Annotated in this window: 17 protein-coding genes; 8 read left to right on the top strand and 9 right to left on the bottom strand. The window is 37.3% G+C overall.

Features of this window, described 5'->3' with window-relative positions; translation table 11 throughout:
• Window positions 1-41: 41 nt before the first annotated feature.
• From tnpB to H7A25_17605, 4 genes are all read right to left on the bottom strand, one after another.
• Window positions 42-380, bottom strand: a complete 339-nt coding sequence (tnpB, locus tag H7A25_17620) for an IS66 family insertion sequence element accessory protein TnpB (GenBank protein ID MCP5501726.1) — start codon at window positions 378-380, stop codon at window positions 42-44.
• Complete coding sequence (locus H7A25_17615) at window positions 377-640, bottom strand: hypothetical protein (GenBank protein MCP5501725.1); 264 nt, start codon at window positions 638-640, stop codon at window positions 377-379. Before H7A25_17615 ends, tnpB begins: the two co-directional genes overlap by 4 nt.
• A 196-nt stretch (window positions 641-836) precedes the next feature.
• A complete protein-coding gene (locus H7A25_17610; protein ID MCP5501724.1) occupies window positions 837-2,936 on the bottom strand; it encodes a DUF1566 domain-containing protein in 2,100 nt (699 codons plus the stop codon).
• Between the two features lie 100 nt (window positions 2,937-3,036).
• A complete protein-coding gene (locus tag H7A25_17605; protein MCP5501723.1) occupies window positions 3,037-4,167 on the bottom strand; it encodes an AraC family transcriptional regulator in 1,131 nt (376 codons plus the stop codon).
• 707 nt (window positions 4,168-4,874) lie between these two features.
• On the opposite strand from H7A25_17605, the gene H7A25_17600 reads away from it, so the two are divergent.
• Complete coding sequence (locus H7A25_17600) at window positions 4,875-6,512, top strand: hypothetical protein (protein ID MCP5501722.1); 1,638 nt, start codon at window positions 4,875-4,877, stop codon at window positions 6,510-6,512.
• Window positions 6,513-6,621: 109 nt separating this feature from the next.
• Here H7A25_17600 and H7A25_17595 read toward each other — a convergent pair whose 3' ends face one another.
• Window positions 6,622-8,112: an FAD-dependent oxidoreductase gene (locus tag H7A25_17595; GenBank protein ID MCP5501721.1), complete on the bottom strand. Its 1,491-nt coding sequence runs from the start codon at window positions 8,110-8,112 to the stop codon at window positions 6,622-6,624.
• Window positions 8,113-8,232: 120 nt separating this feature from the next.
• Here H7A25_17595 and H7A25_17590 point away from each other — a divergent pair, with 120 nt between their 5' ends.
• Window positions 8,233-9,750, top strand: a complete 1,518-nt coding sequence (locus H7A25_17590; GenBank protein ID MCP5501720.1) for a cytochrome P450 — start codon at window positions 8,233-8,235, stop codon at window positions 9,748-9,750.
• Between the two features lie 125 nt (window positions 9,751-9,875).
• Here H7A25_17590 and H7A25_17585 read toward each other — a convergent pair whose 3' ends face one another.
• The 3 genes from H7A25_17585 to H7A25_17575 are packed head-to-tail and all read right to left on the bottom strand — an operon-like array spanning window position 9,876 to window position 13,111.
• Window positions 9,876-11,150, bottom strand: coding sequence for an adenylosuccinate synthase (locus tag H7A25_17585; GenBank protein MCP5501719.1), 1,275 nt, complete (start codon window positions 11,148-11,150; stop codon window positions 9,876-9,878).
• Between the two features lie 28 nt (window positions 11,151-11,178).
• Window positions 11,179-12,186, bottom strand: coding sequence for an ATP phosphoribosyltransferase regulatory subunit (locus H7A25_17580; protein ID MCP5501718.1), 1,008 nt, complete (start codon window positions 12,184-12,186; stop codon window positions 11,179-11,181).
• Between the two features lie 31 nt (window positions 12,187-12,217).
• Window positions 12,218-13,111: a shikimate dehydrogenase gene (locus tag H7A25_17575; GenBank protein ID MCP5501717.1), complete on the bottom strand. Its 894-nt coding sequence runs from the start codon at window positions 13,109-13,111 to the stop codon at window positions 12,218-12,220.
• Window positions 13,112-13,117: 6 nt separating this feature from the next.
• Here H7A25_17575 and H7A25_17570 point away from each other — a divergent pair, with 6 nt between their 5' ends.
• The 6 genes from H7A25_17570 (at window position 13,118) to H7A25_17545 (ending at window position 20,276) form a co-directional block, all read left to right on the top strand.
• Window positions 13,118-13,453 (top strand): hypothetical protein, encoded by a 336-nt coding sequence (locus H7A25_17570; protein ID MCP5501716.1) that lies wholly within the window; start codon window positions 13,118-13,120, stop codon window positions 13,451-13,453.
• 93 nt (window positions 13,454-13,546) lie between these two features.
• Complete coding sequence (gene lgt, locus H7A25_17565; protein MCP5501715.1) at window positions 13,547-14,323, top strand: prolipoprotein diacylglyceryl transferase; 777 nt, start codon at window positions 13,547-13,549, stop codon at window positions 14,321-14,323.
• Window positions 14,324-14,698: 375 nt separating this feature from the next.
• The gene (locus tag H7A25_17560) at window positions 14,699-15,913 is read left to right on the top strand and encodes a hypothetical protein (GenBank protein MCP5501714.1); all 1,215 of its coding nucleotides are present in this window, start codon (window positions 14,699-14,701) and stop codon (window positions 15,911-15,913) included.
• Between the two features lie 63 nt (window positions 15,914-15,976).
• Entirely contained in the window at window positions 15,977-17,146 is a 1,170-nt protein-coding gene (locus H7A25_17555; protein ID MCP5501713.1) for an imelysin family protein, read from the top strand.
• 1 nt (window position 17,147) lies between these two features.
• Window positions 17,148-19,583, top strand: coding sequence for a TonB-dependent receptor (locus H7A25_17550; protein ID MCP5501712.1), 2,436 nt, complete (start codon window positions 17,148-17,150; stop codon window positions 19,581-19,583).
• A gap of 3 nt (window positions 19,584-19,586) precedes the next feature.
• Window positions 19,587-20,276: a hemolysin III family protein gene (locus H7A25_17545; GenBank protein ID MCP5501711.1), complete on the top strand. Its 690-nt coding sequence runs from the start codon at window positions 19,587-19,589 to the stop codon at window positions 20,274-20,276.
• Here the strand turns inward: H7A25_17545 and H7A25_17540 are convergent, their stop codons facing one another.
• Window positions 20,277-20,684: a hemerythrin domain-containing protein gene (locus H7A25_17540; GenBank protein ID MCP5501710.1), complete on the bottom strand. Its 408-nt coding sequence runs from the start codon at window positions 20,682-20,684 to the stop codon at window positions 20,277-20,279.
• Between the last annotated feature and the right edge of the window lie 24 nt (window positions 20,685-20,708).

Genomic DNA, 20,708 nt, shown 5'->3' with positions numbered 1-20,708 from the left:
GTATAAGTGAATATTATCCTTATTCTTTTTGTACAGCTTTTTTATTGTTGAAAATGCAATTCCTGATGTTTTTTTCTCATATCTACACCACTCAGAAATAAATCCAACTCTCTCTTGCTCAAAGCATAACCTTCTTTTTTAAAGGATAGAAATTTTCCCTGCTCTAATTTCTTCATCCAGATACAGAAACCATTCCCATCCCAGTAAAGTATCTTTACCTGCTTGCCACTCCTACCAGAAAAAACAAATAGACTTTCTGAAAACAAATTGAGACACATGCTTTCTTTCACAAGTGCTATCAGACCATTCCATGACTTCCTCATGTCTACTGGCTTATCATAAAAATATATCTTTAATCTCTGTGGATTTCTAAATATCATGAGTAATACCTTATTGTAATTTTAAACTCTTTATTAATCGGTATCTCTATTTCCAGACTTGCCTCACTAACTGCCTGGGAAAAGTTTTTTGATTCAGTTTTGATTCTTCCTTCTTTCCATAACTCTTTGGATGGTAAGTATTTTGACTTCCAGGTTCGTAGTGTAGAGACTGGAAGAGAATTTTTCCGACAGTAGGCAGACATACTCAACCCGCTTCGTTGCCAGTTTGATAGATGTTCTAATCTTTTTTCATGTTCCATTATGCTTTTACTTTCGCATAATTCTTTTATTATTTCAAGGTGGGTATATTTTAACGCTTACGATATAAATTCATAAGGTTTTGGTATACTCACCTTTTCGGTAAAGTGTCGCTTCATCTACACCATACTGAAAATCACCCAACCCTTAATCACTTGTAGTGAGTAGCTGCAACATCCCAATTAGCAGCGTATCCCATTACGGCCCGGTGCGAATACAACGAACGTAATTATTATTAGTCGATCCAACACTAACAATGCCACCAGTATTGAAAAGAACAACCGAAATATCGGGTGGATTCGATGGATCTGGATTCACTGACCAATAGTAGTTCGAAGCATGATTTGGAGTATCTGAAAAAAGACTATTAACTGCCGGAGGTGAAGTTCCTCCAAGTGAAGCCGTACCACAATCCTGACCATCACCCGGAACATTTGTGTTTGTAGTGCATTCAACGAGAAGCCGTAATTCGTCTTTTGCCGGAACACGCCAGTCTGTTTTACCGGTAAGGCTGGAACCATTGCAGGCATCATAAGCAGTACTTGTGCTACCATTTAAAAAAGGTGGGGATAAAATTCCTGAAACAGAACCCCCATTGCAGTCAAAACTATACGAACTACAATACTGAGTTGTTGTCGCTCCATAATTATCTCCGGAACTTCCTGTACCCCGGCAATCATTACTTGCTGGGTTGAAGGACTGACCGTGTGTGCATTTTGCATAATATAGAGTCTGGGCAGAATAGGCAACTGATCCCCATGTTCCGGCAGTGACTTCTAATTTTATAGTTCCGTCACACATGTCGGTGAAGGTTCCCCAATTGCGGGTTACAGTTCCACAAATACAGGAAATGGTTATATTACTGACATTGGCAGTTGCCGTTCCCGTTCCATTGCTGACTGTACAGGTTGCTGCCGGGTTGGTTGGTTGGTTTAGAATCGTAACCGAATAAGCTGAACCACTGCTTACCGAGGTTGGAAAGGTAAAGCTACTACCACCGGCAGTCACTGTGAGGTTGTCTCCCGAGTTGTTTTGTAATACAAGTCCTGTTCCCACAATCCCCGAAGCAGTTCCTCCGATAGTATAAGTTCCAATACAGGAAATTGCTATATTGCTGACATTGGCAGTTGCCGTTCCCGTTCCATTGCTGACTGTACAGGTTGCAGTCGGGTTGGTTGGCTGGGTTAGAATCGTGACGGAATAGGCAGAACCACTGCTTACCGGGGTTGGAAAGGTAAAGTTGCCATTGGCAGTCACTGTAAGGTTGTCGCCCGAGTTGTTTTGTAATACAAGTCCTGTTCCCACAATCCCGGAAGCAATTCCTCCGATAGTATAGCTATCATTTTGAGTTCCTCCGTTAGTATTGTTGCTAAACTGGTTATCATTTTGAGTTTCTGTAATAAAGGTTGTTAAATCAATCATTGTTACAGTATCTGTTAAGGTAGATGGAGAGGAAGTCGCATCAGATGTACTCGTAGAAGATGTGGCTGTCGTTTCTGCATCAACGGTTGTTATACTGTTAATCACCACATTGAGCGTAAGACCTGTAGGAGTTGTAACCATAAGGCTTGTAGGGTTATCCTTTATCTGTTGTAATTCACTTTCTGTTATAACACTACTCAGGTCAACAGTAATGTTTCCGAGATCTGCGGTCGCTCTTTTAATTTTTAAAGTATGAGTTTCGCCGGAACTCAAAAAAACATTATAAGAACCATTATTGTCTGTAATAACTCCATCTGTTTTCTTATAATCTGTAAGATTTGCAGATGCAAGAAATGTTTCTTCGCTATTGCAGGAGTATACAGATAGCTTATTTGCCCCGGAAGGAATACTGGTATTTTCCACAAACTTAATCTCAGTTCCTACCTTAATAGAATGGAAGGTTGCTATGGACTTTAACTGTAGATTAGAATCCGAACCGTAATAAATATGGAAGCATCCATCTGTAGCTCCGCTCAAACTGCCAGTCTTTATTATAAGCATACAGGTCACCGCATCGGAATTGAGATTGTAATCAACACAGCGAATGGCTTCCTGTGAGGCGTCTCTTCCCTGGACAGAGGTGGAGGTGGAAATCCCTGCAGATGTAGTCAAAAGAGTATTGCTTAATACCCTACCATCCTGTGTTAATGTCCCGGAGATCGATAGACCCAACTTGGTGCTATTTGTATTTCTGGAAACAGCGAGAAATCGTATGAAATTATCACTTCCGGAATTTGCAGCCTTGTTGCAACCTGAAGCCAACAATAACAGTAAGGAGATGAGGATGAACCTGTAACTAATCTTAGAGTTTTCCATATATATAAACAACCGATAATAAATTATTTCTTATTCTGTTGTAAATATACAGGTGAAAAAGAGAAAAGTCGTCTTTCCTTGGAAGGATAGACCATTTTTTTTACAGTTTCTGATGTTTTTTTCTATATTCGGAAGGAGTCAATCCGGTTATCTCTTTAAATGCCTTATTGAAACTTGCTTTAGAAGAAAATCCGGATGCAAAAGCTATATTTAAAATGGTATCATCCTTTCTATCCGTATCTGAAAGCATTTTTTTTGCTTCTTCTACTCTATAGAGACTTATAAACTGAAAAAAATTCTGGTTTAATTCACTGTTAATCGTGATAGATAAGTGATGAACCGGTATCAATAATTTATCAGATAGTTCCTGCAAAGATATTTCATCGAATAAATATGGTTTTTCTTTCTCCATGTAGTCTTTAATCTTATGTAAATATCTCTTTTTATCACTAGAAGTTATACTTTGTTTAGAATATTTGGAATTTTTTTCCGGTTCTGAAATGGGAATTTTCAATACAAAAGATTCAGGCCTTTGAATCAAATTATAAAGTATTAAATATAGAAATAGTGTATCTAAAATAATTTCAAAAAGTGAAATCGGAATCTTCCAGATATGAAAAAGTTGGAGAAAGAATAAAACTAAATAAATGAAAACAAAAGAATAGTTAAAAAATAAAAATTGATAAAACCAATTATAGCTTTTGTTAATCGATGCAAAATATTTAGGATAATTATTTAGATAATTTAGCAGTAATTTATGAGACTTAAACAAAAAATACAATTGATGAAGAGAAACGATAAATATAAAACTCATAGTAAACATACTAACAATGAATGTTTGCTGTAGCACATTAGCTGGCTTTTGAAAATCATCTATAAGCAGAAAGGATATTGCAAAACCGATTGTAGTCAGGAAAGGTAATATGTTATATGGGAGATATTTAAAAACTGCTATCTCTTCTTTTTGGATTCCTGAAAAGAAATAAGAATATATAAAAGGGCCCAGATAAAATAGAGCAGGAAGAAATAAAAAAGGTAAATAAATAATGCCCTCCCAACTCAGGAAGAAACTGGTTCTTACCCAAAAGACAATACTATAGACCCCCAGGATATAAGAAAGATATCGAGAATTTGTATTTTCTTTTGAACGAAAATAAAATATAAAGCATAAAAAGAATGATATGGACAGACTTATAATGGATAAAAATTTTCCAGCTTCTCCTAATAACAAAAACAAAATTACCCTTTTTTTATTTCAAGAAAATAGTCTCTCATATACATATAAATCTCCCATGATTCATGGAGAATCTCTGTCGTAGTTCGACAGGCTCACCACAAGTCCTATTCCTCTTTACAGATTAAAGACCCGAAATAGCGGAGCTGGAAGTTTAAAATTTCGCCGAAAAATTTGTTTTTTTTTCGATAAAATTTTTGGTTTGCGGACCTGAGGTATTCCTCTTCTGAAAATAAAATTTTCAAAAATCCGGGTATCCGCTCAATTTTTCCGGGACACTCTACTGACTACCGGTTTAAACCGGTAGTCAAGGAAATTTCTCCCTGATTTTTTGAGCGGATACAAATCCGGTCAATCTTTTTTAATACTAAATTTTGCAAAAAATTGTCCGTTTGCCAGGACAAAGTTTTTTTATTTCTCGATAGGCTTTATCCGACAAGAAAGATTTGATTTTTCTCTCAGCTAAAAAGCTTTGTATGCTTCTTCTGCTGCAATTCTACCGTAAACAAGACAGGCAACCGTTCCGAGACCCGGCCATTCGGAAAGCTCACAATGAGTAGTTACTGATATTTTAGTATATTCTTATATATTTATATCTATTAAAATACTAGGTATTTTACCTAGTATTTTCCTTTATATAGCACTTATTATCTCTTGAGATTTCTTCATTGAAAGTTTTATACTGCAAAAAAAGGAGAGATTTTATGAGAAAAGGAATATTTAAATTTATAATATTCACAATATTAGTTTTATTGCAAATGTCTAATTGTAAAAAAGACAAAGATAAAGGTTGTGAAGGAAAATACTTACCCCTTTGTATAATGGCATTTTACCCTGCTTCATCTTCTGCTACTGCTGGATATACCATTGGTGGTACGATTACTGGTTTGACAGCAGACGGTCTGGTTTTACAAAATAATAGTGCTGATGATCTGACAGTAACCAGTGGTTCTACAAATTTTTCTTTTAAAACAACAGTGTCCAGTGGTGGAGCTTATTCTGTAAGTGTAAAAACACAGCCTACAGGTCTGACCTGTTCAGTATCAAGTGGTACTGGAACGGCAACTGCCAATGTTACAAATGTAAATATAACCTGTACTGCAAATATATCTGCTGGATACACCATTGGTGGTACAATTTCCGGACTGACAGCAGACGGTCTGGTTTTACAAAATAACAGTGCTGATGATCTGACAGTAACCAGTGGTTCTACAAATTTTTCTTTTAAAACAACAGTGTCCAGTGGTGGAGCTTATTCTGTAAGTGTAAAAACACAGCCTACAGGTCTGACCTGTTCAGTATCAAGTGGTACTGGAACGGCAACTGCCAATGTTACAAATGTAAATATAACCTGTAAAGAACTGATTGTTTATGCCGCCGGTTGGAGTATCAATAGCAGTAGTGTGCAGGTTCCCGGTTATTGGAAAAACGGCACCTGGAATGCTCTCACTCCTATTGATGCAACTAAAAATTCAGATGTTCGGTCTATATTTGTATCAGGTACCGATGTTTATGCCGCCGGTTATAGCATGAATAACAGTAGTGTGCAGGTTCCCGGTTATTGGAAAAACGGCACCTGGAATGCTCTCACTCCTATTGATGCAACTAAAAACTCAATTGTATATTCTATTGTTGTATCCGGGTCGGATGTTTATGCTGCAGGCTATAGTATAAATAACAGTAGCATAAATGTTGGTGGTTATTGGAAAAACGGCACCTGGAATGCTCTCACTCCTATTGATACTTCCAAAAGCTCGGTAGTGAATACTTTTTTTATCTCCGGTTCTGATGTGTATGCAGGAGGAAATAGTGCGAATGTTTTTGGTATTCCTGCTTACTGGAAAAACGGCACGCGAACAGACCTCACTCCTGTTGATGCTTCAAAAAGCTCGCAAGTGAATGCTATTTTTATATCCGGCTCGGACATTTATTCCGCCGGGTTTGGTCAGAATAGTAGTAGTGTGTTTGTTGGTGGTTACTGGAAAAATAGTACCTGGACAAAGCTCCCTGCTCTTGATTCTACAAAAAATTCGATTGCTAATTCGATTGCTGTATCCGGTTCTGATATATATGTCGGAGGCTCTAATATGAATAGTAGCAGTGTGTATGTTGCTGGTTACTGGAAAAATGGTACCTGGACCTCTCTTCCTTCTATTGATTCAACTAAAAACACAGGTGTTAGCAGCCTTATTCTATCTAGTTCGGACATATATATCGGAGGTTATAGCATGAATAACAGTAGTGTGCAGGTTCCCGGTTATTGGAAAAATGGCACCTGGAATGCTCTTACTCCTGTTGATACTTCAAAAAATTCAACTGTTAATTCCATTTTCATCCCTTAGTAGAAAAGTGTAGAATATGTAATTTTCTGAAAGATATTGTCAGAGCAAACGTATCCGTTATAATTCCAATACTATTATCAGTATTAGAATAATTCACTTTTTCTCTCAGCTAAAAAGCTTTGTATGCTTCTTCTGCTGCAATTCTACCGGAAACAAGACAGGCAACCGTTCCGAGACCCGGCCAGGTATTATCCCCGGTTAAATAGAAATTTGGTATTCCTATATCCTGAGGTACTGCATGGAAGTTTGTATTGGCAAAGGTTTGTTTAAAACCACCCACACTTCCTTCTTTTCTATTGGTAAACTTCTGATAGGTAATGGGTGTGCCTACTTCCAAAACTACAGGATTTGTAGCAAGCTTTGGATATACCCTTCTTGCATAATGAATCATTGTATCTCCTATTTGTTGCTTTTTTACTCTATACTCTTCTTCCGATAAACCCTGCCAATCGGAAAGCTCACAGTGAGTCGAAATCATAACAGAACGATAACCCGGTGGTGCTGACAAATTATCATCCTTAGAAGAAATAGAAATAAACATATTGTTTCCATTTCCGAGTTCTGCATCGTAGTCTAATAACATCTGATGATGAGTGATTGTATGATCCCTTACTTCTTCTTCCGGTACTCCTAAAAATATAACGATAGCACCTCCCCTGTCCTCTTTGTTTTTTAGAATATAAGGTTTCACTTTTGTTTGAATAAAATCCGGGGCAAGATCATACGTTACATCTAAGGGAAGAGAACTGATAATTTTTTTGGCAAAAAAGTTTCCCCTATCTGTTGTGATTTTCCAACAATCTCCTTCTTTACAAAAGGAAGTAACTTTATGCAATTTCTTTACTATACCTCCGAGATTCAGATAATGTTCAGATAAATTTTTCCAGAATCCTTTCATGCCTCCCCTGGCTCTCATTAAACCCGCACCGCGAATTGTAGTCCCCAATGATGAATTAATAAAAGGAGCCTTTTCTATTTTACTATGGATCGTATCTTCGATTAGCATAGACAAAAGGCCTATAAGAGCTTTGTCTTTTTCAAGATTAAATTTTTTTAAAATATCCAGCATAGTAGTATTATAGTATTTTAGAAAATGCAGATTTTTTAAACCAATCACCTGAATCGTATGTAAGAATTCATTAATATTTCTTATTGGAAGCTTTATATTCTTCCGGCTTGCTTCCCAGAAAACATCCGTTACTCTATCCATTAATTTCCAAAATTGAATATAATTATCACTCTTACCAAATTTTTCCAATCGTTCCCGATTCCATTTTTCTTTATCCTTATAAAGCACGACCTGCCTGTCAGGAAGCCAGGCTATATAGTCCAGATACTCACCCTCCGGAATCGCAAGACCGATTTCTTTAAGAAAGTTTCCTCCAACTCCTCCTTCCACAAAATCCACAAGGGTAGTTGCTCCCACATCAAAGGAAAATTTCTTCTTTATGAAATAACCCGCACATCCTCCTACCTGAGTATGTGATTCAAAAACAATAGTACTTAAACCTTTTTTTTGTAATCTCAAGGCAGAAGAAAAACCCGAGATCCCGGCTCCGAATACTGCAACATCGTAAATTTGAGTAGATAGTTCTTTCATAATATCCAAGCCTTATAGATTTTTATAATTTTAACACCCGTTTTTTAACTTAATAAAACTTTACGTACTATTTCAAGATATTATTGCAAAGTTTCTAGTTTCTAATAATATAACAATAGAATGGAAACCAAAAATATCTCACCTCACCCGGGCCTTCTCAAATCCATAATCTTAGCTATTAAACAGGTACCTCAATTTTTCCGAAAACCGGAAGAAGTTCATAAATTACTTTTAAAAATGGCAAACAATTCTCCTGAAGGTTTTGTACCTATTTTATTTAATCCTTTTGATTCCATGCTACTCGTGAAAGACATCGCTTTAATCCATCCTATTTTGAAAGATTTGGAATACCAGAATCGATCCGGTTTTCCTATTATAGATTATATCTATTTTCAATTTATAAAACACCTGAATACCCTGAAAGGCACAGAGCCAAAACTTAAAACTAATATGGGAGGAATCACTTTCTCCAATGGAGAAGAGTGGAAACGTAATAGGAGGATAGGACTGGAAGTTATGAACGATCCCAAATTTTTGGAGAATAGCATAGAACCCATTCTTTCTTCAACGGATGATATGATAAAATCTATGATAAGAAGTAAGAAAGCAACTCAAGATATAAACAAATATCTCAGCCAACTGGGAATTGATGTGGTTGGAAAATTAGTTTTTGGAACCGAACTACAAATTTTTCAAGAAAATCCTAAACCAACAGAAATAAACTCTAAAAACCTGGTGAATTCCGTTCTTACCATGTTACACGCGATTCAGGCTTATATCTATATTCCCTTTCCTGCCAAATTCTATTCATTTTTTAAGACAAAGGCAATAAAAAAACTGGATGAAGCCGTTCACAACCTTGCTTTCACCGGAACTATTTTGTTAGATAAAGTAAAAAAAGAAATGAATAATAATAGGGATAAGGAATGTCTCGCTGCCCTCATTTTTCACAGATACCCGGAATTGGATGATGTAGATATTCAGGCTTTACTCATGGACTTACTGGGAGCAGGACACGACACCACCGCCAACCTGGTAATATTTACCCTGTCTTTAATTCTTGAATCTAATCTTCTAATAAACTCGGATGATTTTCAAAAGGAAATTGAATCTATAACAAAAATCCTACCTCATCTCGATAGCCATACAGGAAATATAAACTACAGAACTATCCTCGATACAATAGAGAAGAATTCTCCAATTATGAGTTCTATCCTGAACGAATCTCTGCGTCTTTATCCTCTCGGAGCTATCTTCAGCCGAATCTCTTTAAGCAATAAAGAATATAATATTAACCTAAAAGATAAAACCTATATCCTGAAGCCCGGAGCCAAACTCCTGATTTCGCCTTATATAACAGGAAGACTAAAAGAATCCTGGGGTGAAACTGCGGAAACCTTTGATCCCTTCCGCTTTTTAAACCTGGAGAATAAACCGAATGCCTTTATTCCATTCGGTGCGGGAAAGCGAAGCTGTATCGGGGGAAGATTCGGTATTTTAGAAGCCAGGCTAATCCTTTTCCGTATATTCCAACTTTGTAAATTAGAAAAAGATGCTTCTTTTCAATATACGGACTCCATACTGGCATTTACATTGAGAACCAAATACCCCGTTCCGGTAAAAGTAAGTTATAAATGATATAGATCAAACATTGAACTGTTTTGCCGCCCTTCGATACGGTCGCCGATTGGTGAGTGGCGATAGCCGTATCGAACCATGGCGACCTACTCAGGGATCGGTAAATCCAATAGTTCCCGTTTTTACTACATTCTTAAGATAGTATGTTCTCTATCGGGACCTGTAGAGATAATTTCCATAGGCACACCGAGTTGTTTTTCTAAGAAATGAATATAATCCTTACACAGAGAAGGAAGTTTATCAAATTCGGTAATTCCGCAGATGTCCTCTTTCCAACCGGGTAAGTATTCATACACAGCCTTAACCTTATCCAGACTGTAAGAAGGAAAATAATCTAACTTCTTACCGTTCAGTTCGTATGCCACTGCTACCGGGATCTTATCATACTCAGACAGGACATCTATCTTGGTTAAGGCGATGGAGTTCATTCCATTCACACGGATCGCATGTTTCAGCATTTCCATATCGAACCAGCCACAACGCCTCGGTCTACCGGTAGTAGCTCCGTATTCATGTCCCTTCTTACGTAGCTCTTCCCCTTCTTCACCGAATAATTCGGTAGGAAATGGACCTTCTCCTACACGGGTTGCATAGGCCTTGGTGATTCCATAAACCTTATCTAAATAACGAAAATTAATACCGGAACCGCTCAAAGCTCCACCGGTTGTCGGGTTCGAACTGGTTACAAACGGGTAGGTTCCGAAGTCTATATCCAGACCTGTCCCTTGAGCCCCTTCCAAAAGAACTTTCTTTCCTTTCTTCAATTCTTCGTTTAAATAATAAGATACGTTGATGATAGAAGAACGCATTTTATCTGCAAAACGCTTCAGTGCATCCACAACTTCAGCTTCGGAAACGGTATCTACTTCATAGAGCTTTTTTAGTTCTTCGGTTTTACGACGAACATAAGAGGATAAACGATTTTTCATCAAATCTTCATCCAAAAGTTCACCGATACGAAGCCCTATCCTCATCATTTTATCAGCATAACAAATTCCGATTCCTCTTTTGGTAGTACCTATTTTCTCACCGGGCTTGCAGGCATTTTCCCGAAGTTCATCAATTTGCTTATGAAAGGGAAAGATTATATGACTGGCATCACTTACAAGGATTTGCTTATAAACATCAAAGCCTTCTTTTTGTAAATTCTCGCACTCCTGTAAAAAGAAATCCGGATCAATGACGACTCCATTGCCTATCACACACTTCACATTGGGATAAATAATACCGGAAGGAACAAGATGAAATACATATTTCTTCCCTTTTACCACTACTGTATGACCGGCATTAGCTCCTCCCTGATAACGTACAATAATGTCAATATTACGGCTCAGGTAATCGATAACCTTGGCTTTTCCCTCATCCCCCCATTGTGCTCCTACTACTAAATCTGCGGACATAAGTTTCTCCTTACTCTAAACTTCCTTCTTATTTATCTAAAAGAATCTGTAATAATTCAAGGTTTAATGCAAAACCACAGGCGTTTTTTTGAACCCCGGAAAACTTTTCGTAGAGGTGATCATAAGCACCTCCCATAAAAACAGGCATAGGAATCCCACTAACATAAGCATGAAATACAAAGCCTGTATAATAGTCCAAATCCCGAAGTAAAGAATAATCCAGACAGAGTTCCAAATGTTTTAACTTAGAATTTGCCTGTAAAATTTTTTCTGTTTCAGCGATGCAGACTTCGAGACCCAGAGAATTTTTCTCGGAAACTTTAAGAAGATCCGGTTTAATCTCATCTAAAGAGAAGGAAAGAAGCATCTTATCCAGAGTTCTTCCAAATTCTTTTCCTACACCTTTTTCTTCTAAAAATGCGTGCATATCCAGCCTGTTCTTGGCATAGACAAGTTGAGAGAGCTTTTGCATATCTCCAGTATCCAGACCCATACAACGGGCAAGACCGGAATAAACCTGCACATTTCCTAATACAAGAGTAAATTGATTCCCCTCGATTCCGAGCTTTGACATGAGTCCATCGATAGAAAAGAAAAGCTCCAAAAGGGTATCATAGCCGGAACTACCGAGAATTTCTACACCAAATTGTTGAAACTCCCGTCTATCTGCATTCTCTCTGCGATTATCCTTAATGACTTTTCCGGTGTAGAATACCCGGTTGTCCTCATTCTTACGGGCAAAACCCGCCATACCCTTTACGACTTGCAGAGTCAAATCTACACTGGGCGAAACTTCATACCCATTCAAGTCTTTGAGTTTTAAAATAGAATCTCTTTCTCCCGAAGAAAGATGTGAATAGAATGTAGAACTAAAATCGAAGGCGGGAGGAATTACTTCTAAAAAGCCCTGTTCTTCAAAAAAGGTCCGGGCTGTTAAGAGAAGTCTTCTTCTTTTCTTTGCAGCTTCGGGTCCGAGGAAATGGAAACCATCGGGAATCCATTTATTTTCCGAGTCGATCCTGTATTCTGTGTTCAAAACATTACCAGAGTATTAACTAGGTATTTTCTTACAACTTCTTATTTAAAGCATCGAGCACCCGATTTCGGACTTTTTCAATTAGCTCCTCAGTCGGTCGAATCTCCGTAAATAGGAAAAACTGTTCCATGGCCTGGTAGATGAGCATTTCGTAACCCGGAATTAAAACCCTCGCGAGCCCTTTTGCCTGTTTTAAAAGTGCTGTTTCAAGAGGATTGTAAACGATATCAAAAACGGAATGGGTTCTATCTAAAAGTTCATTGGAAATAGGAAGTGTTCCTTCCACTCCTTTCATTCCTAAAGGGCTGGTGTTAATCAATAAAGAAATGTTTTCTGTGTTTTTTGTATCAAGAAGGGATTCAAGAGGAAGATAAGAAGCTGCATTCTTTTTGATTTGGTTTAAGTCCTGAATCAGATTTTCAGCTTTTTCTTGATTTCGAGCTACAATTCTTAGTTTTTTTTCCTGCAAACCATGAGAAACGAGAGCGAAAGCAATTCCCCTTGCACTTCCCCCGCTTCCAACGAGATAAATATCTCCTACCGTATTTTCAAAAAAACCCGGAACATAACGAAGGATAGAATTTAAAGCCCCGATTCCGTCGGTATTATAGGCTTTAAAACCCGTTTCGGTTCGAATCAGAGTATTAGCAGCTTTCATATACTCAGAAGCCGGATCCCTTTCAGTAGCAGTTTCGTAGGCCCATTCTTTAAAGGGAATAGTAACCGAAACACCCTCTAAACCGATTCCGCTACAGGCATTCAGAATCTTAGCCGGTTCTTTTGACTCAAAGACGAGATATAGTGCATCCAGCTCAAATTCCTGAAAAAGGCCGTTATGAATCAGGGGAGAAAGAGTATGCCCTAAAGGATATCCGAAGATACCAAAAATTTTTGTTTTGCTATTTATACTTTGTGTATTTTTCATTGTTTTATGCTCATACTTACTACGTTTCAGAACCCGTTTATCTTCTTAATTGACATTATTTTTTTAGTGAGCATTTCTTCCATCGTTTCCTGGTATTTTTTCTTTTACCAGAAAAAAGAAATATTCGGTGGCTTTTTGGGAGGTACTATCATCGCTTCCTTTGGAGCCGTGCTCATCCTGCTTACACAGAGTCCCATACGGGATTTTGTCATGTGGCTCATGTCACCCAAAATTGGTACCACACAACTTTCAAGGGTAAATATTATTGTGGCAACATTGGGGGCTTTTCTGGCACTTTTCATTCTCGAAAAAATTGGAAAAGCAAGAAGTAAACGAGAATAGTTCCTTCGTTTTTCTGTTGTGAGACACAGGATAAGTAAGGTTCACCTTCACTAAAAAACAAAAAATAAACCTTTAAAAAGGAGACTTTGGAAAATGAACTGGAATATTGACCCGGTTTTATTAGATTTAAAAATTGTCAAACTACGCTATTATAGCTTACTTTTTGCCACCGGCCTCTTTGCTGCCTATTTTTTGGTATCCAAGTTCTTGAGAGAAAAAGGACTACCAAACGATTATCCCGACAAGATCTTTATTCGGATCGTCATCAGTCTTGTAATCGGTGCCCACCTTGTTCACCTGATCTTTTATGAACCTTCAGCTTTTATCCATAACCCCATGCGAATTTTCGAAATCGGAAGCGGGCTTGCAAGCCACGGTGGAGTACTGGGAGCCCTTTTCGGTCTCTGGCTTTTTTGTCATAAATATAAAGAATCATTTTTTGAAATTGCCGATATGATAGCCTCCTCTGTAGGAATCACCGGGGCCTGTATTCGTATGGGAAACTTTTTTAATTCAGAAATTATCGGAAGACCTACCGACGTGCCCTGGGCCATCACCTTCTTAAAAGTCGATAACCTTCCCCGGCACCCGACCCAGCTATACGAAGCCATAGCCCTCTTTATCATGTTTCCGAGCTTCTACTTCCTGTATAAAAAACAGAAAGAAAAACGAAAACCGGGCTTCTTTCTCTTCCTTTTTCTCGGAATCTACTTCATGATTCGAATCCTTATCGAATTTGTAAAGGAATACCAGAGTGAAATGATGGCGATTCGCCCTACTTTTACTATGGGACAGTGGTTGAGTTTACCCGTAGTGCTGATTTCTTTTTACATGGTTTTTTTACTTAGAAAGCCGAAGCTTTCAAACTAAAAAATCGCTCTGAAGATACAAAGGGCGATTCCCTATATCGCCCTTCCTTTTTTCTATATAACTGATATACAGACTGTATCATTACTATAATACAGACCGTTTCATTACTATAATACAGACCGTTTCATTACTATAATACAGACCGTTTCATTACTATAATACAGACCGTTTCATTACTATAATACGGACTGTATTATTACTATGATATGGACTGTATATCACTGAAAGACCTGACTTTTTAAATTAGGTCGAGTCCTTTATTAACAGTTTTTCCTATTTTTCCTTGACAAAAATCCTCTTCCTTATTTAGTTGCTATTGATACTCATTCTCATTTAGATAAAAAGAGTTCAAGACTCTTAAATAGGAAGGAAAATATGAATATTAGAATAATTCTAAATTTTATTATGCTTGTATTACTAAGCGTTACACTGCTTGTATGTAATACCAAAAAAGAGAAAAATGATAATAATATGGCCATTGCTGCCGTCTTACTCTCAAGCCAAAATACCAGCAGCAGTACAATCCAGGTAAGTACCTTAAGTTTAAGCGAAAGTGGTAAGGACTCAAAGTCTATTTTAAACCAGCCCGAAGATCTGGCTGTAGACTCAAATGGTATTATCTATGTAGCAGATAGCAAAAACAATAGGGTTATTAAGGTTGTAAATGAAAGCACAGTAAGCACTATTCTTAGCTCAAACGGCAATTCTTCTGATGTATCTATTTTTAATAACCCGGAAGGAATTACAGCCGGACCGAATGGTATTGTCTTTGTTTCCAATACAGGAAGCAGCACTGCAAGCAATGGTTATTTCGAAGGTCATAACATTATTAAAATTGATACGAACAATAACAATACCATATCTCTGTTCAGTGGAAAAGATAAACCATCCGTAAGAGAAACAATTGATGGTTCAAATGGAACCAACAGGTATTTTAAACCGGAAGGTATACGTTATGCGAACAATAAACTGGTCATTGGTGAAGCTGGTGGCTATAATGTTCGCGAAGTAAACATCAGCAATGGTACCATAACTACACTTGCCGGAGAAAAACCCACAGGAGGTAGTTCTCCTACCGGCGGAACTCCAATTGCCACTGATGGACTGGCCACTACAGCCAAATTTAACGGTCCGAAAGGTGTAATCGCAGACTCCGATGGAAATGTATATATTGTTGATAAAGGAAATCATTGTATTAGAAAATATAACCCATCTACAAAACAGGTTTCTACCTTTGCCGGTTCCGATGCTGGTGGAGATTCTGCAAAAGATTTTATCGATGGCAAAGGAACTGCTGCTCGATTTAACTCCCCTTATATGATTACCCTGGATGAAAGTGGAAACTTCTATGTGGCTGACTCCGGAAACTTTGCTATTCGTAAAATTACAAAAGATGGAACTGTAAGTACAATAGCAGGTGGTAAAGGGAAAGGAAGAGAGGATGGTTCTACAACAAGTGCTAAATTTTACAATCCGATTGGTATCTACTATAACAACAAGACACTCTACATTACAGATGTAGCTTCAAAAAAGATTGCTGAAGCTGCTGCAGATGATTATAGCACGATCCGTAAAATTACAGGACTTTAAATCTTTCAAAATATACAATGGAAGCTGCAGATTGCAGCTTCTTCTTGTTCTTTAAGGAGTTACATGAGAACTATCACTTTTATAATTATTCTTTTCTTCAGCTTCAGTAATTGTTCCGAAAAAAAAGGAGAAAAATCTGGTGAAGCCGGAATTTTTGGCTATTTCGCTTATCTTTTCAATAGCTTTAATGCAAAACCCCTTTTTAAAAACCTATCAGAAAATATTATTTATACATCCTATGTTGATCTTGAACAAAAAACGACTGTCCTTAAAAACAGTATTGATAGTCTTCAGGATAATTGCTCTTCCAATACCGGCAATTTATTAACTCTACAAAACCAATGGAAAGAAGTTTTTTATTCTTTGAAGAAAAGTGAAGTAATACAATTTGGTCCCTCCAGTATATATACTTCTCTGGATTCCTGGCCTTCGAGTTATCAACTTAATCCTCCTAATACAACTTCGATCAATACATTTATTTCGGGTACAGAAACTATAGATGAAACTGTGATTGCAACAAAAAGTGGAAATGAAACCGGCCTTCCGGCAATAGAATTCCTACTATTCGATAATGGAACGGGTTCAAGTGATGCAGCCAGTATTTGCTTATCGTTAAGCGGAAGAAAACTTAGTTATTTAAAAGAAATTATGAAACTAAATTATAACCGTATTGCAAATCTTCTTATTCGCTGGAATCCAAAAGCAGATAATAGTTACTCCCTTATTATGCAAACTGCCGGTGATGCAAGTAATACAACTTATAAAACAGAAAAAGAATTATTAGACTTACTCATTAAACAAATCGTTAATCTTGTTGAAACTATAAAAGACAGTAAGCTAGGATATCCGACAGGAATATCAGTAGACTCGGCTGGAGTTATTAGATCTACAAATGTTGAATCCCGATTTTCAAATTTGAGTATTTCTGATATAGAGATGAATCTCAGCGGTTTACAACAGTTCTATACCGGTGGAACAGGAGAAGGACTTTCTACTTATGTTAGTTATTATAACCCTGATCTCGACAAACGAATTCAAGGAAAAATGAGTGAAGCCATCACTCAAACTAAAGCCATTATTAATTTAAGTTCTGATATATCTACAGGTAACATAAGTAATATAAAAAACTTAATTAAGATTTTAAATGAATTAAAAATACTCCTGACTGTAGAATTAGCAGGAGTCACAGGTACTAATTTTGATTCCGGTCTCGGTAGGGGAGATGGAGACTAATATGATAAATATTAAACACTTTTTAATAATCTTTCTTTTACTAATATCCCCTTTTTATCTCTTTTCTCAAGAAGAAAAAAAAGAGGAAGAAAAAAATACCTTAAGTCCGGAAGAGCAGGATAAAATGTGGGATAAACTTTCAACAAAGACCCAAATTTTTGTTATTGGCGAAAATAAAGACGATATGAAAAATATCCCGGGTTCTGCTACTCTCATAGATAAGAAGTTTTTACGAGAAACCCAACCGGTAGAAGCCATGGAAGTATTAAGAAGAGTTCCCGGTGCTTCAGTTCGCTTTATGGATTCAGCCGGTCTCACTCCCAACATTGGCTTTCGAGGAGTCTCTAACGAGGAATCAAGGAAAACTCTTTTTTTAGAAGATGGTATATTAGTTTCTTTAAGTCCTTACGGTCAGCCGGAAAGCTACTATTTTCCTCAAATTGATAGAATGGAGCGTGTAGAAGTAGTAAAGGGTTCCGGTGCCATTTTATTCGGACCTTCTACTATAGGAGGAGTAATTAACTTTATCACAAGAAAACCTCCCAAGAAACCTGAATTTTCAACCAAAGCCATAGGCGGAGAAAATGGATATTTCTCTAACTTTACCCAATATGGTGGAACTTTTGGAAAGACAGCTCTCGATGTCTCTTTCTTACATAAGCATGGGGATGGATTTCGTGATTATAATTTTTTCAATGTAAATGAAGGAAATATAAAAATTATCCAGGAGCTAAATGAGAAACATAGTATTTCTCTTAAAATTGGAATTCATCAACAAAAAGCAAGAGCCAGTTATCATGGGATTACACAGGCAATGTTTTGGAAAAGTGAAAAAATAAATCCCGCTGAATTTGATTATAAGCAGGTAGACAGAAATGCAGGAGTCTTAGGTCACGAATATGATATATCTAAAGATCATAAACTCATAACCAAAGCTTATGCAAGTACTGCTTCAAGAGATTGGCAGAGAGAAGACTTCAGTACAAATAACCTTACAAAATATGGAGTTCCATCTCCTCCACCCGCTAATCTTTACAGGACCTATGCAGCTTACCCTATAGGAAACCGTCCGGGCGATATTATGTATATGAAGAATTCGGCTCCAATGCGAAACCAGGGATTTCAGACAGGAGGAGTTGAAACCAAATTGCAAAGCAAATTTAAGACCGCTTCCTTAAAACATAAAGTTGATATGGGGCTTAGAGTTCATGGAGAAAAAAATAATATTGACTTTTTAAATCCATATCCCGACTATCCCTTTATTCGAAGTGGTTATTCTTATAGCCAGCAGGAAAGACTTATCCGTGCTTATGCTGCTTACTTTCAAGACAGAATTAGCTTAAACCCCAAATGGAAAATCATTCCGGGAGCTCGCTATGAAAATGTGTCTCAGGGAGTTTATACAACCAGAAGACATGCAACAGCTAAAGATGTAAAGGAGCAAAAAGCTTCAAAAGTGGGAGATATTATCTTTGTTAATCAGGGAACAGAAGGTCATACCAAAATCGCCCTACCCGGTTTTGGAATTACTTATGATATTACAAATACATTTACCTGGTTTTCAGGGGTTCATAAGGGTTTTTCCCCACCAACTTTTGGAACAGCCATTAGTCCTTACGGAGAGGATTACCGCCTGAGTGCAGAAACCTCGACTAATTATGAAACCGGTTTGAGAGGTGATATTAAGCCTTACTTATATACTGAATTAGTAACATACGTAATGTTTTTTAGGGATCAGATAATCAACACCTCCGAAGTAGCTAATGAAACAGGTTCGAGACCCATAAACTCCGGTAATACCTTACACCGCGGTTTTGAAAGCAGTATTACTTTTGATTTCGGAAAATTTTTAGACTGGTCATGGGAACTTCCTTTAGAATTGATCTATACCTACACGAAAGCGACTTCTCTGGATTATGAAAAATATCCCCATATCATCGATGAGAATAATAATATTGTTTTTTTAAATGTCCCGACTCTGTTATTCGATCAACACGGTAAACTTATTAATCCCGATACCAATGGGAAAATGCTTCCTTATGTTCCTGAACATACAGGAACCATTGCATTCGGTGCCAGAAACAGCAATGGTTTTTATATTAGAGCTGAATACCAATATGTTGGAAAGCAATATGCAAGTCTTTCTAACTACAGGCAATTACAACCCGGTGGTTTTCAATATAAGTATTATAATGGAATCAGCTATGATTTTGTTTGGAATACAAACGACGAAACACCGGATGGAAATACAGGTGTTATTCCTGAGCTTGGACTCGTAAATGCTTCTATAGGATACCGTCATCCGGTTGAAAAATGGTCTCTTTTTATTAATGCAAAAAATTTACAGGACAGAAAATATGTCTCAGGTAGACTACCTGTAGGTATACAACCCGGCCCTACCCGCCAGATCAATGCTGGTATGTCTATTGTTTTTTAGTTCATGGAAAATACAGGCATAATACCCATTCCCGGCTTTAGCGAGCCGGTGAGTTCATTTACACACCTTTTCATAACCCCATTTTTTCTGGTTTTAGCTATACTATTACTCATAAAACGATACGGACACAGGGGAACATTTCTCTTTCACTTAATCTACATCATCTCTGTTTTTTTTATGTTTAGTATGAGTGGGGTATACCACCTTTTAGAACCCGGAAAAACTCCCAGACTGGTTTTGCAGAGACTCGATCATGCAGGTATTTTTTTAATGATAGCAGCAACTTTTACTCCGGTTCATGGAATCTTATTTCGAGGTTTTAAGCGCTGGGGTTTTTTGGGAATTATCTGGAGTCTGGCCATTTCTGGAATTAGTCTGAAAACCATATTTTTCGACTCTATCCCGGAACTTTTAGGTTTAAGCTTTTATCTCGGTCTCGGTTGGATAGGTGCAATTTCAGGAACCATGGTATATAAAACCTATGGATACAACTTCATTCGTCCGCTCTTATACGGAGCCTATGCCTATACTATTGGAGCCATTGCAGACTTTCTTAAGCTGCCTCTACTAATAAAAGGTGTACTAGAAGCCCATGAAATATTTCACATCTTTGTTATCATAGGCGTCTTCTTTCACTGGCAATTTATCTATTCATTCGCTTCTCAAACATTCAAAAACTCTAAAGCACCTTAGTCATGAGTTTCCAAATAATTCATCATATCGTTTATAGAGAATATTTTCTTCCCGATGAATACGACTTCCTAATTTAGCTATTAGATAACCATAATCTTTCGCAAATTCCATTCCTGTGGATTCTTCCTGGTATTTGGAAAAAAAATCTAAGACAATAACTGATACTTCCTGCATATCCTTAATAAAAGATTCAACAATACGTCCCAGATCATCATCAGTATGAGAGGCATTTATAAGAGGTGGATATAACCTATCATCTTCCTTCTTTAAATGAGCTAATAAGGCCGCTTTTGTTTCAAAAAGAATTTTCCTTGCTTCCTTAGAGGCTATCCCCAATTGTTTAACTTTAGCCAAATTGGTAACTACAATTTCATGCTCCCGCTTCAATTCTTCAGTTAACGAACTCATATTCACACCTTTCTTATATATTAG

The sequence above is a fragment of the Leptospiraceae bacterium genome (assembly GCA_024233835.1).
Classification (GTDB): domain Bacteria; phylum Spirochaetota; class Leptospiria; order Leptospirales; family Leptospiraceae; genus JACKPC01.
The sequence above is the reverse complement of the archived record's forward strand: the minus strand, read 5'-3'. Positions and strand labels throughout refer to the sequence as shown.